This window comes from Tessaracoccus lacteus (assembly GCF_029917005.1).
Taxonomy (GTDB): domain Bacteria; phylum Actinomycetota; class Actinomycetes; order Propionibacteriales; family Propionibacteriaceae; genus Arachnia; species Arachnia lactea.
The window spans coordinates 142,183-157,282 of record NZ_CP123967.1 but is presented as its reverse complement, the minus strand read 5'-3'; the positions used below and the strand labels follow the sequence as shown (position 1 = coordinate 157,282).

14 protein-coding genes are annotated in these 15,100 nt (G+C 69.8%); 7 read left to right on the top strand and 7 right to left on the bottom strand.

What is annotated here, in order from left to right:
* Positions 1 to 12: 12 nt before the first annotated feature.
* Positions 13 to 1,029 carry a lactonase family protein gene (locus QH948_RS00725; protein ID WP_281145077.1) on the bottom strand — a complete coding sequence of 339 codons (1,017 nt, stop codon included), beginning with the start codon at positions 1,027 to 1,029 and terminating at the stop codon, positions 13 to 15.
* A gap of 130 nt (positions 1,030 to 1,159) precedes the next feature.
* Here QH948_RS00725 and QH948_RS00720 point away from each other — a divergent pair, with 130 nt between their 5' ends.
* Positions 1,160 to 2,056: a TIGR01777 family oxidoreductase gene (locus QH948_RS00720; RefSeq protein WP_281145076.1), complete on the top strand. Its 897-nt coding sequence runs from the start codon at positions 1,160 to 1,162 to the stop codon at positions 2,054 to 2,056.
* Position 2,057: 1 nt separating this feature from the next.
* Here the strand turns inward: QH948_RS00720 and QH948_RS00715 are convergent, their stop codons facing one another.
* Positions 2,058 to 2,957 (bottom strand): rhomboid family intramembrane serine protease, encoded by a 900-nt coding sequence (locus tag QH948_RS00715; protein WP_281145075.1) that lies wholly within the window; start codon positions 2,955 to 2,957, stop codon positions 2,058 to 2,060.
* Positions 2,958 to 2,999: 42 nt separating this feature from the next.
* A complete protein-coding gene (locus QH948_RS00710; protein ID WP_281145074.1) occupies positions 3,000 to 3,182 on the bottom strand; it encodes a DUF6767 domain-containing protein in 183 nt (60 codons plus the stop codon).
* Between the two features lie 97 nt (positions 3,183 to 3,279).
* On the opposite strand from QH948_RS00710, the gene QH948_RS00705 reads away from it, so the two are divergent.
* Together QH948_RS00705 and QH948_RS00700 are read left to right on the top strand one after the other, a co-directional pair.
* Complete coding sequence (locus QH948_RS00705; protein WP_281145073.1) at positions 3,280 to 4,497, top strand: YibE/F family protein; 1,218 nt, start codon at positions 3,280 to 3,282, stop codon at positions 4,495 to 4,497.
* A gap of 230 nt (positions 4,498 to 4,727) precedes the next feature.
* Positions 4,728 to 5,747, top strand: a complete 1,020-nt coding sequence (locus tag QH948_RS00700) for a zinc-binding alcohol dehydrogenase family protein (protein ID WP_281145072.1) — start codon at positions 4,728 to 4,730, stop codon at positions 5,745 to 5,747.
* 399 nt (positions 5,748 to 6,146) lie between these two features.
* Here QH948_RS00700 and QH948_RS00695 read toward each other — a convergent pair whose 3' ends face one another.
* Genes QH948_RS00695 through QH948_RS00685 form a run of 3 tightly spaced genes read right to left on the bottom strand, consistent with a single transcriptional unit; the run spans position 6,147 to position 8,939 of the window.
* Positions 6,147 to 6,722, bottom strand: a complete 576-nt coding sequence (locus tag QH948_RS00695) for a NifU family protein (protein WP_281145071.1) — start codon at positions 6,720 to 6,722, stop codon at positions 6,147 to 6,149.
* Entirely contained in the window at positions 6,722 to 8,587 is a 1,866-nt protein-coding gene (gene feoB / locus QH948_RS00690; RefSeq protein WP_281146220.1) for a ferrous iron transporter B, read from the bottom strand. The genes QH948_RS00695 and feoB overlap by 1 nt, the downstream gene beginning before the upstream one ends.
* Before the next feature lie 55 nt (positions 8,588 to 8,642).
* The gene (locus tag QH948_RS00685) at positions 8,643 to 8,939 is read right to left on the bottom strand and encodes a FeoA family protein (RefSeq protein ID WP_281145070.1); all 297 of its coding nucleotides are present in this window, start codon (positions 8,937 to 8,939) and stop codon (positions 8,643 to 8,645) included.
* Between the two features lie 337 nt (positions 8,940 to 9,276).
* Between QH948_RS00685 and QH948_RS00680 the strand changes: the two genes are divergently transcribed.
* The 3 genes from QH948_RS00680 (at position 9,277) to QH948_RS00670 (ending at position 12,059) form a co-directional block, all read left to right on the top strand.
* Positions 9,277 to 10,248 (top strand): cation diffusion facilitator family transporter, encoded by a 972-nt coding sequence (locus QH948_RS00680; protein ID WP_281145069.1) that lies wholly within the window; start codon positions 9,277 to 9,279, stop codon positions 10,246 to 10,248.
* A gap of 639 nt (positions 10,249 to 10,887) precedes the next feature.
* Positions 10,888 to 11,631, top strand: a complete 744-nt coding sequence (locus QH948_RS00675) for an SIR2 family NAD-dependent protein deacylase (protein WP_281145068.1) — start codon at positions 10,888 to 10,890, stop codon at positions 11,629 to 11,631.
* A gap of 95 nt (positions 11,632 to 11,726) precedes the next feature.
* Positions 11,727 to 12,059: an MGMT family protein gene (locus QH948_RS00670; RefSeq protein ID WP_281145067.1), complete on the top strand. Its 333-nt coding sequence runs from the start codon at positions 11,727 to 11,729 to the stop codon at positions 12,057 to 12,059.
* Between the two features lie 438 nt (positions 12,060 to 12,497).
* On the opposite strand, the gene xylA is transcribed toward QH948_RS00670, so the two are convergent.
* The gene (xylA, locus tag QH948_RS00665) at positions 12,498 to 13,673 is read right to left on the bottom strand and encodes a xylose isomerase (protein ID WP_281145066.1); all 1,176 of its coding nucleotides are present in this window, start codon (positions 13,671 to 13,673) and stop codon (positions 12,498 to 12,500) included.
* 146 nt (positions 13,674 to 13,819) lie between these two features.
* On the opposite strand from xylA, the gene QH948_RS00660 reads away from it, so the two are divergent.
* Positions 13,820 to 15,010: an ROK family transcriptional regulator gene (locus tag QH948_RS00660; protein WP_281145065.1), complete on the top strand. Its 1,191-nt coding sequence runs from the start codon at positions 13,820 to 13,822 to the stop codon at positions 15,008 to 15,010.
* Positions 15,011 to 15,100 lie beyond the last annotated feature (90 nt).

The following is a 15,100-nucleotide window of genomic DNA, read 5'->3' as shown; positions in this document are numbered from 1 at the left end:
GGGGTGGACCGCTCAGACGAAGCGGACCCAGTTCGGGCCCTTGCCGGTCTCCACACGGTCGGAGAGGACCATGGTCCCGTTGTCGGCCAGGCGGTAGAGCGACGCGTGGCCGGACACCTCGCCGACGACGATCACCGTGGTGCCGTCGGGGCCGACGGTGAGGCCGCGGGGCTGAGCCTCGGTGTCGGTGAAGACGACCTTGTCGCTCAGCCTGCCCTCGCCGTCGAGCTCGACGGCGGCCACCGTCGACTCGCTGCGTTCGGTGCACAGGAGCCAGCGGCCGTCGGCGGCGAGCGCGATGTCGGCGCCCCAGATGAGGTGCCCGGCCTTGGGGTCGAGGCCGAGCGCGCTCGTGCGCAGCCCGCGGGTGGCGTCGTGAACGGGGACCTCCTCGCGCCGCTCGAGGCGGCCGCCCTCGGAGCGGTCGAAGCGGATGGCCTCACCGGTGAACTCCGTGATCACGTAGGCGTTGCGGCCGTCCGGCGCGACCACCAGATGACGCGGGCCGACGCCAGGAGTGACGTGGACCACGGGTTCGGACAGCTCGACGAGTTCCGAGTCCATGCCGATGGAGTACTGCCCGATCACGTCCGAGCCGAGCGACACGACATAGGCGTTCTGGCCGGTCGGGTCCGCGACGGCGGCGTGCGCGTTGCGGTACTCGACGCGGCTCGCGGGTTCGCCGATCACGCCGTCGGCGACGGGGTACGACGCCGCCCAGCCCCCGTGATACGAAGCGACCAGCAGGGTCGCCCCGCCGACGATCGCGACGTAGCCCAGCGGGTCGGGGACGTGCCGGCGGGCCACCTCGGTCAGGGCGCCGGAGGTGCGGTCGAGCCGCATCGTCACCACCGCCGGGGCGGGCTCCTTCACCGCGACGTAGACCAGGTCACCGTCAACCGCGAAGGTCGAGCAGCCGACGCCGACCTCGGTGGTCGCGACGACCTCCAGCGCGTCGTCGCTCACGCGGAGCGTGGAGACGGTCCCACCCTTGTCGTTGCCGACCAGCACCAGCGCATCTTCACTCATACCGCCATCGTAGGCAGGCTTCGGCTGCTCGCGTGGCACCCGACACTGGGGGCGGCGAGTGTGCGACGGTTGTCAGATCCCTGTCGTCCCACCCCTGTCGCTGGGCATGTCCCCTGTGAGAGGCTGAATCATGTCCACCTGGCTCATCTCCGGATCCTCCGGGCTCGTCGGCACCCGCCTCGTCCAGCTGCTGCGCCACGGCGACCACACCGTCGTCCGCCTCGTGCGGCGCAGACCCAACGGCCCCGACGAGATCGCCTGGGATCCCGCCACCCACGCACTCCCCGACGGCGCGCTCGACGGCGTCGACGTCGTCGTGAACCTGTCCGGGGAGACCATCGGGGGTCGCTTCACCGACGAGCACCGGGCCGCCATCCTGCGCTCACGCCTCGACGCGACCACCACCCTCGCAGAGGCCCTGGCCGCCGACCCCGGGAGCCGGACGCTGGTACAGGCGTCCGCGATCGGCTTCTACGGCCCCCGTCGGCCGGGCGAGCTGCTGACGGAGGGCTCGACGCGTGGGGACGGGTTCCTCGCCGACGTCGTCGCCACCTGGGAGCGCGCGTCCCGTCACGCGACCGCAGCCGGCGTCCGCACGGTCCTGCTCCGCACCGGCATCGTGCTGAGCGGCAACGGCGGCGTGCTGCAGCAGCAGCTCCCCCTGTTCCGACTCGGGCTCGGCGGGCCGCTGACAAGGCGCGACGCGTGGCTGAGCTGGATCTCGCTGGAGGACCTGGCCCGTGCCTACGTCCACGCCGGCCAGACGCCGTCGCTGTCGGGTCGCGTCAACGCGGTCGGGCCAGAGCCCGTGACGCAGGGGCAGTTCGCGAAGGAGGTCGGCGCGGCGACCCACCGGCCGTCATGGCTACCGACCCCCGCCGTCGGCCCGATGCTGCTGCTCGGGCGCCAGGGCTACGACGAACTCGTCAACACCGACCAGCGCGTGAGCTCCGCACGACTGGAGGGATCGGGCTTCGAGTTCCTCGACCGCGACGTGACCGCTGCGCTGCGCCGGGCGCTGGCCTGACTCAGGCCAGGGCAGCGGCGCGCACGAAGGCGACAGCCACCAGCGCCACGGCCAGGAGCCCGAGCAGGAGCCACTGGTAGCGTCGCCACTCCTTCGGGAGCAGCATGATGATCGCCGTGGCCGCGGTGCCCGCGACCAGGCCGCCGATGTGCCCCTGCCAGGAGACGTTGGCGAAGATGAACGAGAACGCGATGTTGATCGTCAGCCACATCAGGATCGTGCGTGGGTCTCCGCGGTGCTTGATGGCGGCGATCAGGTAGGCGCCGAGGATGCCGTAGATCGCGCCGGAGGCACCCAGCGTCTGCGTCCAGGGCTCGGTGAACAGCATGACGGACGCCGACCCGCCGATCAGCGCGATGAGGTAGACGGCCAGGAAGCGGGCGCGCCCGAGGATCGCCTCCAGGTTCGGGCCGAGCATGTAGAGCACGGCCATGTTGAACAGGATGTGCATCGCCTCGACGTGCGTGAATCCGGACGTGATGAGCTGCCACGGCTCGCTGGCCAGCCCGTAGCCCCACGTCATGCCGAGCGTCTCGCACGCCTGCTGGTTGGTGAAGAAGGTGCCGTCGGCCATGATCTGGCACCGGTTCGCCGGCATCAGCGCGAGCGTGTTCGTCAGCGCCCGGTTCGACGCGCCGGCGAGCTGTATGAGGACGAAGATCGCCGCGTTGATGCCGATCAGCACCAGCGTCGTCAGCTTGGGGTTCGTCGACCGCTCTCCGCCGTAGGGCAGCGACAGCTGGCGCGTCTCCTTGTGGCCCCGACTCACGCATTCGGGGCACTGGAAGCCGACGGCGCCTGGGACCATGCACTCCGGGCAGATGGGTCGCTCGCACCGCTGACACGTGATGCGGGTCTCGACTCCCGGGTGCCGGTAACAGGTCGGGGCGACGTCGTCCATGCCCCGCAGGATATCGAGCGGAGCCAACCAACCCCGGCGGGGTCAGTGCCTGCGCGACTCGGCCCAGGCCTCGCGGTCCTCGGGGTCGTTCATGATCAGGTAGACCAGCGGGCAGTCCTCGGGGCCGTGCACGTCGTACTGGCACAGCGTGCAGGGCTCGCCGGGTCGCAGCGGACACTTAGGGTCCGGGCGGCGGCGGGTCCTGGCGGGTGTTTCTGCGGTCATCTCGCTTTCAACTGTACGCCTGTGGATCGGTGTTCCCGAGTCCGCCGGCCGCCGGCTGGAGGCGGCCCGTGCAGGGGCCACCGATAGGTTTGTCCCCATGGCTCACGGACACTCCCACGGACCCGTCCCCGAGGTCGCGGTCGGCCAGCGCGCCCGCACGACGCTGATCGGATTCCTCGCGGTCGTCGGCGTGATCGCGGTCGCGGCGATGATCTGGTTGTGGCCGTCGTCGACCGAGCTGTCGTCGGCGCTGCAGAAGGTGGGCGACGCGCCGGGCGTCACGTACGAGGACGCGACGATCAACTCCGTCGCGATCGGGTGCGCCGACGCGATCGACAGCGCCGCCTGCAAGACGGCCAACGTGACCATCAACGACGGCGCCTACGCGGGCGAGACCGCCGACGTCGTGCTCAGCGGCGGCAGCGTCAACAACGGGCTGCGGCCGGGCGACATCATCGAGATCGCCCGCGTCCCCACCGGCGACGGCGAGGTGGTCTACTCCTTCAGCGGAGTCCACCGGCTGCCGGTGCTGATCGCGCTGGCCGTGATGTTCGTCGTCGCGGTGGTCGCGGTCGCGCGGCTCCGCGGCCTGCTTGCGCTGGTCGGACTGGCGGCCGGCGCGTGGATCCTGCTGGGCTTCATGCTGCCCGCGGTCATCGTCGGCAAGCCCGGCATGGCCGTCGCGCTTGCCGGGTCGACCGTCATCATGTTCATCGTCCTCTACATCGCGCACGGGATATCGCTGCGCACGTCGGCGGCGCTCGCCGGCACGCTGCTCGGGCTTGCGGTAATCACCGGGCTGGGCGCGATCTCGGTCGAGATGGCCCGCCTGTCGGGATTCGCCGACGAGAACGAGTACGACCTCTCCCAGCTCGCCCCCGCCATCAACTTCCAGGACCTGCTGATGGTCGGCATCATCATCGGCGGCCTCGGCGTCCTCAACGACGTCACCATCACGCAGGCCTCCGCCGCGTGGGAGCTGCGCGCCGCCGCGCCGCAGTGGACGCGCATGCAGGTCTTCACTGCAGGCATGAGGATCGGGCGCGACCACATCGCGTCGACGATCTACACCATCGTGTTCGCCTACGCCGGATCGGCGCTGACGATCATCCTGCTGCTCTACTTCACGGCCCGCGACACCATCGCGCTGTTGGGCCAGGAGATGTTCGCCGGCGAGGTGGTCCGGACGTTCGCGTCGGCGATCGGCCTGATCCTGTCCGTGCCGCTCACGACGGGCATCGCGGCGATCACCGTCGGCCCGGCGCGCACCCCCGACGAGGAGCCGAAGCACAGCTCGGCCCCGTCGCCCGCCTGATCGCCACACGAACCCTCCCCCATCGGTCCCGTTCAGCGACGCGGCAGCGACCCCCGGCCCACCGAGTCGCGATGAGCACGACACACTGCTCATCGTCGGAATTGCCCGACCTGAACGGTCACATCCCCAACGACAAGTGTGTCGTGCTCATCGCAGGATGGTGACGGGGCAGTTCGCCGGGCTACTCAGGACGTCTCGACAAGGCCCGGCGGCCACGGCAGGCTTGGGTCATGAGTACCCACGCCGCCGTCGGCTACCACGATTCGTTGCCCGCCTCGGACCCCGCGTCACTGGTCGACGCCCAGGTCGAGCGCACTGAGCTCCGCCCACACGACCTGCTGGTCCGGGTGGAGGCCGTCTCGGTCAACCCGATCGACACCAAGCAGCGTCTGCAGGTCAGGCCCGACGGGCTCCGCGTGCTCGGCTTCGACGCGGCGGGCACCGTCGAGGCGGTCGGGGACGAGGTGACGCTGTTCGCCCCGGGCGACGAGGTGTTCTACGCCGGCGTCACCAACCGGCCGGGCAGCAACCAGCAGTTCCAGGCCGTCGACGAGCGGATCGTCGGACGGCGGCCCCGCAACGTGTCTTTCGCCGACGCGGCGTCCCTGCCCCTGACGAGCCTGACGGCGTGGGAGTGCCTGTTCGACCGGCTCGGCCTCACGGCCGCGTCGTCGGGTCACCTGCTGGTGATCGGCGCGACGGGCGGCGTCGGGGCAGTCATGCTGCAGCTGGCCGAGGTCCTGCTGCCCGATGTGCAGGTCATCGCGACCGCCTCCGACGACGAGCGCGGCGCGTGGGTGCGACGACTCGGCGCAGACCACGTTGTCAACCACCGCGGCGACCTTGTCGAGCAGGTCTTGCGGGTCGCGCCGGGCGGCGTCGACTGGGTGTTCTCGTCGCACTCGCAGGGCCAGATCCCGGCGTATGTGGACCTGACCAGGGCCGGTGGCCACATCGTCGCCATCGACAACGGCCCTGCCGACGTGACGCCGCTGAAGCCGAAGTCGATCAGCTGGCACTGGGAGTCGATGTTCACCCGCGCCCTGTTCCAGACGCCGGACATGATCGAGCAGCACTTCATCCTCGACCGGCTCGCAGACCTCGTCGAGGCCGGCCAGGTGCAGCCGACGACCACCGCCGTCCTGCGCCCCATCAACGCGGCCAACCTGCGCGACGCGCACGCCCGCATCGAGTCAGGTCGCACGGCCGGCAAGTTGGTCCTCGAGGGTTGGGAGACCCCGCTCCCCTGAGGCTGTCGGTCCCTGAGCCTGTCGGTCCCTGAGCCTGTCGGTCCCTGAGCCCGCCCGGTTCCCTGAGCCCGCCCGGTTCCCTGAGCCCGCCCCGGTTCCCTGAGCCCGCCCGGTTCCCTGAGCCCGCCCCGGTTCCCTGAGCCTGTCGAAGGGCGCCGAGCGCAGCGAGGCGAAGCCCCGCCCAGTACCTCGCGAGGTCGATCGTGCGTTCCGTCGGCCGGCCGACGGAAACCACGATCTGCTTGCCAGTCCTCCCCACCGTCGTGCGTTTCGCCAGGCGCCACCCTTGCTGACGGACGCCACCCTTACCGACCGACGCCACCCGTCGGTGCACATGCCACCGCCATGGCGGTGGCATGTGTCGCTAGCGGTAGCGTCCGTCAGGAAGGGTGGCGTCGGTCAGCAGCGGCTGCGGACGCGACTGCTCGGCGACGGCAGGCCCAGGAAGCCCTTGGCCTTCGGGTCCATCGGGATGCGCGCGACGGACTGCAACTCCGGGTACCGCGCCCTGACGGCGGACTCGATGCGGTCATGCATGGTGCTCCCCGCGGCCGGGCAGTCCTCGCAGGCGCCGCCGAAGTCCAGCGTGAGCGTGTCCTCCGTCGCCGAGATGACGCGGATGGCCCCGCCATGCGACGCGATGTACTCCCCCAGCTCGCCCTCGAGGACGTCGCGCGCCACGGTCTCCAGCACGTCGGCCGACCGCTCCTGGACCTGCCAGCCGTCCAGGTCGAGCGCCGAGGCGACGGCGTCGCGGATGCGCGGCCCGTGCTCGGTCCAGCTCTTGCCGGGCGCGAGCCACGTCCACACACCGCCGCGCTCGACGTAGACCTTCGTAAGCACTCCGTACTCCATCAGCGGCCCGAGCGTGCCGGGCGCGCGCCACACGACGCCGACGGGGAGGTCGGTGTCGGTGACCCAGCGCACGGCCCGCGGGTCGACCGGGGTGGTCTGGGGGTGGATGACGCGCTTCATCACATCACCAGGCTGACGACGGTGTGCGCCGCGAACGCCGTCACCCACGCGACGACGCTCATGTAGCCGAACGCGATGGCCGGCCACTTCCAGCCGCCCGTCTCGCGGCGCATCACGCCGAGCGTCGACATGCACTGCATCGCGTAGACGAAGAACACCAGCAGAGCGGCGATCGTCGGGGGCGTGAACACCGGGGTCCCCTCGTTCGGGCCCGACGTGTACGTCATGTTCTCCAGGGCGGCGGCGGGATCCTCCGGGTCGGCCGCGGAAGCGACCTGGCCCATCGTCGCGACGAACACCTCACGGGCGGCCAGAGAGGACAGGACGCCGATGTTGACGCGCCAGTCGAAGCCCAGCGGCTCGAAGACGGGCTCGATGGCCTTGCCGATGGCGGCGGCTGCGGAGTTGTCGATGGTGTACGCGGCGACGGCGACCTCATCGGAGTTGTTGACGCCGGCGGCCTCCATGGAGGCGTCGCTGTGCAGCGGGAAGTTCAGCAGCACCCACAGCACGACGGTCGTGAGCAGGATGATCGAGGTGACCTTCTTCAGGAACGCCTTACAGGCCTCCCAGACGCTCAGCAGCACGGTGCGCATCCGCGGGATCCGGTACGAGGGCATCTCCATGTAGAACGGCATCGGGGTGCGGGAACGGCCGACGATCCGGCTGAAGAACCAGGCGGCGATCATGGCTGAGACGGCGCCCAGCAGGTACAGGCCGAACATGATCGTGCCTTGGGCACCGAAAGGACCCCAGCGCAGGTCGCTCGGCACGAGCATGCCGATCAGCAGGATGTACACGGGCAGACGCGCGGAGCAGGTCATGAGCGGCGCGCCCATCATGGTCGCGATGCGGTCCTTGGCCGACGGCAGCGTGCGGGTGGCCATGATGCCGGGGATGGCGCAGGCCACGGAGCTGAGCAGCGCGACGAACGCGCGACCCTCGAGCCCGGCCAACGCCATCACTCGGTCCATAAGGTACGCGGCGCGCGCCAGGTAGCCGGAGCCCTCAAGCAGCGATATCAGCACGAACAGCAGGGCGATCTGTGGCAGGAAGACCACCACGCCGCCGACGCCGCCGAAGATCGCGTCGCCGACGAAGCTCGCCAGATACGGGTTGGAGATCGATCCCCGCACCATGTCGCCGAGTGACGTCATCGCGCCCTCGAAGATCTCCTGCAGCGGCGCCGCCACCACGAAGATCGTCTGGAAGAACAGGTACATCGTCACGAAGAAGATGAGAGTGCCCCAGACGGGGTGCAGCAGTACGGCGTCGAGCTTGCCGGTAAGCGAATCGGGCTGCGGGGGCGTGTAGTGCGCGGCCTTCGCCACCGACTGGGCCCATCCGACGACCTCGTCGGTGGCGGTGGGGGGCGCGACGGGGGGCGCGGTCCAGCTGTCCGGATCGCCCATGATGGCGGTCAGGGCCGCGACGCCGCGCTTCTCGCCGGCAATGACGGGCAGCACCTTCAGCCCCAGCGCGCGCGACAGAGCGGCCGGGTCGAGCTTGCCGCCACGACGCAACAGCTCGTCGACGAACGTCAGGACGATGGCGACGGGTCTCCCCGCCTGCTGGACCTGCGCCACGAGGCCGAGGCCGCGCGTCAGGTTGGTGGAGTCGAGCACAACCAGGATGCCGTCGAGGTCGTCGGCGTTCTCGACGACCTGCGCGACGATCTCCTCGTCAGGGCTGATCGGGTCGAGTGAGTAGGTGCCAGGGAGGTCCTCCACGACGACCGAGCCTTTGGCGGTCTCGACGCGGCCCTCGTAGCGGGCAACCGTCACCCCCGGGTAGTTCCCGGTCTTGGCGCGGAGCCCGGTCAGCGCGTTGAAGAGGGTGGTCTTTCCAGCGTTTGGGCTGCCCACCAGCGCGACGCGGGCCACCCCGTCGAGGGTAGCCGTGATCGTCGTTCCGCAGTGCTCACTCATGACGCGCCACCTTCACCAGCTGTGCCTGCGCCTTGCGCAGGACGATTTCGGATCCGCCGACGCGGAACATGATCGGGTCGCCGAGCGGAGCGCGTCGGAGCCGGAGGACCTCGACGCCGGGCACGAAGCCCAGGTCGAAGAGCCGCCGGACGACGACGTCGTCGCCCTCGAAACCGACGACCGTCGAACCCTCACCGACGGCGAGGGCGTCAAGGGAGCGGGTCTGTTCACCGGCAAGCTCTTCTGGTGTCGTACATCGCCTGGCGGCGAACTGTTCCACAAGCGTCATGAAGGTAAGGTAACACTCACCAAACCTCCCAATTCAGGGGGGTGTCCTTTCCTCCCCTCATTGGAGAGCAATGATCACCAGGGCTTGTCAACCCGTCGTTGAGGACGATTGATTCCCCCCTTCCATACACGTGGTCGCTTCGGCCGTGTCGCTAACCGTGAACCTGATCCCGCGCCGGCGAGACCGCACGTTGCATCGCCTCTCAGATGGTTGAATCGGCCCGCACATTGAATCGTCGTCTGGGTGCGACGCGCGGCGACCTACGAACACCCACGAAATCGTCGATCACGCGACAGCCTATTGTGAGCGATGCTTCGGGGACAGAAAGGGACAGCTCGTGACAGTCATCATCGCCTTCATCGCGAACGTGTTGGTCGCGGTCGCCAAGACCATCGCGGCGGCCATCACGGGGTCGGCCGCCATGGTCGCCGAGGCGGCCCACTCCTGGGCAGATGCCGGCAATGAGATCTTCCTGCTCGTGGCTGACAAGCAGGCCGAGCGGCCCAAGGACCGCGCGCATCCCTTCGGCTACGGGCGCGCGTCGTTTGTCTGGAGCCTCATCGCCGCCTTCGGGATCTTTACCGCCGGGGCGATCGTCTCGATCACCCACGGCGTCTCCGAGCTGCGCGACCCGCAGCCGGTCGAGAGTCCCGCCATCGCGTACGCAGTCCTCGGCATCGCGGCGATCCTCGAGGGCATCTCGTTCACGCAGGCGCTGATGGAGTCGAGGAAGCTGGCACGGATCCGCGGGCGCGGCACCTTCGACTACGTGCTCGACACCTCCGACACCACGCTGCGCGCGGTGTTCTTCGAGGACGCCGCCGCGCTCGTCGGTCTTGTCATCGCGGGCGGCTCGATTCTCCTGCACCAGATCACCGGCAACGCCATGTGGGACGCCATCGGCTCCATCCTCGTCGGCGTGCTGCTCGGGATCGTCGCCCTGCTGTTGATCCAGCGCAACTTCATCTTCCTGCTCGGAACGAGCGTCCCGGCAGAGCTGCGCAACGCGGCCGGCTGGTCCATCCTGCACTCGCCCGGGGTCTCCCGCGTCACCTACCTGCACATCGAGTTCGTGGGGCCGAACCGGCTGTTCCTGGTCGCCGAGGTCGACCTCACCGGCGACGATGTGGAGCACGATGTCGCGCGCCGACTGCGCGACATCGAGCGCCGCATCGCCCAGCATCAGCTGATCGAGGCCGTGACGCTGTCGCTCTCGGTCGACGACGAGGCGTCACTGGAGTTCACGCAGCCGACGACGAAGGCCTCGGCGCTGCTTGCCAGCTTCGACTTCCCCGCCGCGCAGGCATGATCATCCCACGCCGGACTGCGGTCTCTGAGGACCCGGCTCCCTGAGCCCACCCAGTTCCCTGAGCCCACCCCGGTTCCCTGAGCCCACCCCGGTTCCCTGAGCCCGTCGAAGGGCGCCGAGCGGAGCGAGGCGGGCCCCCTTCGCTGCGCTCAAGGCGTTTCGACAGGCTCAACGATCCGGTTCCCTGAGCCCACCCGGTTCCCTGAGCCTGTCGAAGGGCCCCGAAGCGAGGCGCCCCCCACCAAGACCTTTCGCTTCGCTCAAGGCGCCTCGACAACCTCGGCGAACCGGTTCCCTGAGCCCACCCGGTTCCCTGAGCCCGTCGAAGGGCGCCGAGCGGAGCGAGGCGGGCCCCACCAAGACCCTTCGCTTCGCTCAAGGCGCCTCGACAACCTCGGCGAACCGGTTCCCTGAGCCCACCCGGTTCCCTGAGCCCGTCGAAGGGCGCCGAAGCGAGGCGCCCCCCACCAAGACCTTTCGCTTCGCTCAAGGCGCCTCGACAAGCTCGGCGAACCGGTTCCCTGAGCCCACCCGGTTCCCTGAGCCTGTCGAAGGGCGCCGAGCGGAGCGAGGCGGGATACCTGACCCCACCGACCCCGACGGCTACCGACTTCCGCCGACGCGCGACACACTGGAGGCATGGTGAAATCTCTGGACGACGCGGAGCGCATCGTCATCCTGAGCGGCGCAGGGCTGTCGACCGCGGCCGGCATCCCCGACTTTCGCGGTCCGGAGGGTCTGTGGACCCGCGACCCCTATGCGGAGCTTGTGTCGACGCTGTCGTGGTACCTGCGCGACGAGGACGTGCGCAAGGCGGCGTGGCGCCGTCGCGCCGACCCGGCCGCATGGGCCGCCCGCCCGACGAGGGCCCACAGGGCGATCGTCGACCTGGAGAGGGAGGGCAGGCTGCGGGCGATCGTGACGCAGAACACCGACGGGCTGCACCAGCTCGCGGGCTCGTCGCCGGAACTGGTGCACGAGGTGCATGGCTCGATGCGGACATGGCGGTGCGAGATGTGCGGCCGGACGGGGCCGATGGAGGAGATGGTGGATCGGGTCCGCGCCGGCGAGGAGGACCCGCGCTGCCCGTTCTGCGGCGGCATCACCCGGGCGACGGTGATCCTGTTCGAGGAGGTGCTCGACCCCGCGGTGCTGGAGGCGAGCGTCGCGGCGGTGGAGGACTGCGACGCGATCGTCGCGGTGGGCACGACGCTGGGCGTCTACCCCGTCGCAGGCCTGTTCCCGCTCGCACTGGAGCACGGGGCGCTCGGGGTCATCGCGAACGCGTCGGAGACGGCCTTCGACGACGAGGCCGACGAGGTGGTCCGCGGCCGGCTCGACGACACCCTCCCCGCCCTCCTCGGCACCCCCGACGTCCAGTGACCACCCGCTCGCCCTCCCCCCGCGATGAGCTCGACACACTTGTCGTCGCGGAAAACGACCGGAAAAGCGCCCAAGAGGCCGACGAGAAGGACGAAGTGCTCATCGAGGATGCCGCGGCGACCGTCGAGGCCGTCCTCGACGTCGTGTCGCTGATCCCGCCTGGGCGGGTCGCGACGTACGGCGACATCGCCGAACTCGTCGGCACCGGCCCCCGACGGGTGGGGACGATCATGGCTCAGGTCGGCGATCAGGTCACGTGGTGGCGGGTAACCAACGCCCGCGGCGCGCTGCCGCCGCACCTCGTCGACGAGGCGGCCCGCCGCTGGGCCGCGGAGGGCACGCCCATGGCGCACGACCGCTCGCGATGTCTCCTGCGTGAGTGTCGCGCGGACCTCGAGGCCCTTGCCGAAGCCGTCGAGAGCGCCTGATCGACGACGCATCCCGACGGGGCGGCCGCGCGCATCCTGTGGACAACCGAGATTACTGGAGTTCCCGGCATCGGAACGGTCATCACCAGAGGTATGAAGAACTACCTCCGTGCCGCCGCCGAGCGGGAACTCGTCATCAACGCCGCCCAGCGACCCGCGTGGTCGAGGGCGCTCAATTCCACCCGCTACCGCGGCGAGCTCGCCACAGTGCTGCCCGGGATCTACGCCATCGCGGATCGACGGCAAGACTTCGACGTCCGCATCGCCGCGCTGCTCGTCGCGGAAATCGGGCTGAAAAGGGGCGGACCTCGCGACGACAAGTGTGTCGTGCTCATCGCACCGCCACGGCAGTCGACCGAGCCGGCGGCGCGGACCCACCCGCAAAGGAACCGACGACCGGCGGCCCGTGAGCCGCCGGCCGTCCGGGTGGTGCGTCGGTCAGCCGACGAGGTGGCGCATCGCGGCCTGGTAGAGCTCGACGAAGCGGTACTCGCGGGCGCCGGCGGCGTCGGCGTCGAAGGGCTCGTCAGCGGCCAGGAAGTCGGCGACGGACTCGCCGGCGGCCAGCGTCGGGACCGCGGAGTCGAAGATGCCGTTGTCGGTCATCAGCTGCCGCACGGCCGGGTCGGCGCGGAAGGCACGGGCCTTCTCCGCGAGCATCAGGTAGGTCTCCATGTTCGCCTTGGCGGAGTCCCAGATCCCCTGCATTCCCTCGGTGCGCGACGGCTTGTAGTCGAAGTGGATCGGGCCGGTGTAGCGGGAGCCCTCCGGGTCGGACGGGAACCCGTTGACCAGCAGGTCGACGGTGAAGAAGGCGCTGAGCAGGTCGCCGTGGCCGAAGCACAGGTCCTGGTCGTACTTGAGGCCCTTCTGGCCGTTGAGGTCGATGTGGAACAGCTTCTTAGCGTGCAGCGCCTGCGCGAGGCCGTGCGTGTAGTTGAGGTTGGCCATCTGCTCGTGGCCGGTCTCCGGGTTCAGGCCGACGATGTCGCCGTGCTCCAGCTCGGCGATCAGGCCGAGCGCGTGGCCGATGCTCGGCAGGAAGATGTCACCGCGGGGCTCGTTCGGCTTGGGCTCGAGGCCGATCCTCAGGTCGTAGCCCTGCGACTTGATGTAGCCCGCGACGGTGTCGAGGCCCTCCTTGTAGCGGTCAAGCGCGGCGTAGAGGTCCTTCGAGGAGTCGTACTCGGCGCCCTCGCGGCCGCCCCACATCACGAAGGTGGTGGCGCCCGACTCGGCGGCGATATCGACGGCGTTGAGGACCTTGCGCAGGCCGAAGCGGCGCACGGAGCGGTCGTTGGCGGTGAGGCCGCCGTCCTTGAAGCAGGGGTGCGAGAAGGTGTTGGTGGTCACCATCTCGATGACGAGGCCGGCCTTGGCGGCGGCGTCACGCAGCTGCGCGACGCGACCCTTCGCGACGTCGACCGGCGCGTCGAACGGGTAGACGTCGTTGTCGTGGAACGTGATGCCCCAGGCACCGAGCTCGGCGAGCTTGTCGGAGTACTCCCACGGGTCCAGCGCCGGGCGGGTGCTGGTGCCGAAGGGGTCGGTGCCGGTCCAGCCGACGGTCCAGAGGCCGAAGGAGAACTTGTCCTCGGGGGTGGGCTTGCGCATGTTCGCTCCTCGTTGCGGGTTAGCTGCAGATCCGGGACTACCTCGTCCCGTCTTTTGTTGTTGTCTAATACTTATACGAGTTATCGTTAATGTCAACCACATCGAGGTGGCGCCGCCACCACGACCGGCCGACGCAGGAGGACCTCATGACGCCGAACACCCAGGCCGGCATGACGCAGGCGTTCGTGCGATCCACGAACCTGGCTCTGGTCCTTGATCGCATCACCCGGGAGTCCGGCTCCGTCTCACGTGCCGACATCGCGGGGGCGCTCGGTATGACCCGCTCGACGGTGTCCCGGCTCGTCGACGACCTCGTCCTCGGCCGCCTCGTCGTCGAGGGCGAAGCCATCGGTGGCCTGCGCGGGCGCCCGGCCGTCCCCCTGTCGCTGAGCGCGGGGACTGTGGTCTCGCTCGGGCTCGAGGTCAACCTTGACCGCATCGTCGCCACGGTGGTCGACCTGTCCGGGGCGACGCTCGGCGTCGCCAAGGAGGCGATCGACGCCCTCGACCTCGGATTCAAGGCGACCATGGCGATCGCGACGCGCCTCGCGGGGCGGCTTCTGGGCCAAGCCCCTGATCAGGCCCGGCTGGCCGGGGCCGTGCTCGCCGTGCCGGCACTCGTCGCGAAGGACGGGCGCAGCGTCGTACGCGCGCCGAACCTCGGCTGGGACGGGCTGGACCCGTCGTCCATGTGGGACGTCACCTTCCGGGGCGAGCCCGTGCCGCTGCGCGTGGCCAACGACGTCGACTGCTCCTCGCTGACGCTCATCCAGGAGTCGCCCGACGCGTCGTTCCTTTACCTAACGGGCGAGGTCGGTATCGGCTCGGCCGTCTCGATGGACGGCCAGCTGCTGTCCGGCCGCCACGGGTGGGCCTCCGAACTCGGCCACATGTGCGTGGAGCCCGGCGGGGCGGTCTGCGGCTGCGGGGCGGACGGTTGCCTCGAGACCGTCGTCGGCAGGCCCGCACTGCTGGCCGCGAGCGGACAGAAGGACCTCGACGCCCTGTGCATCGCGCTGGATACAGGCGACGAGCGCGCCCTCCTGGCCATCGACGGGGCGGCGAAGGCCCTCGGGATCGCCGTCGGCGGCGCCCTGAACCTGCTCGATCTCACCACCGTGAACCTCGGCGGCCACCTCGGAGTGCTGGGCGAGTGGCTGAACCCCCTGCTGGCCGCGGAACTGGATCGTAGGGTGCTGTGGTCGACGTACTCCGAGATCGAGCTGGCGTCGGTGTCGCAGGCACCGCTGCGGGCGGCGATGGGCGCCGGACTCGCCGCGCTCGCTCACGTGCATGCCGACCCCGCCGCCTGGGTCGAGCCGCTGCTGGAACGCTGACGCGGGTCGTCGGTCCCGCCACGCCGGCGCCGGTCCGGTGGGGCGCGATGAGCACGACACACTTGTCGTCGCCGAAATCGGTCGATTTCA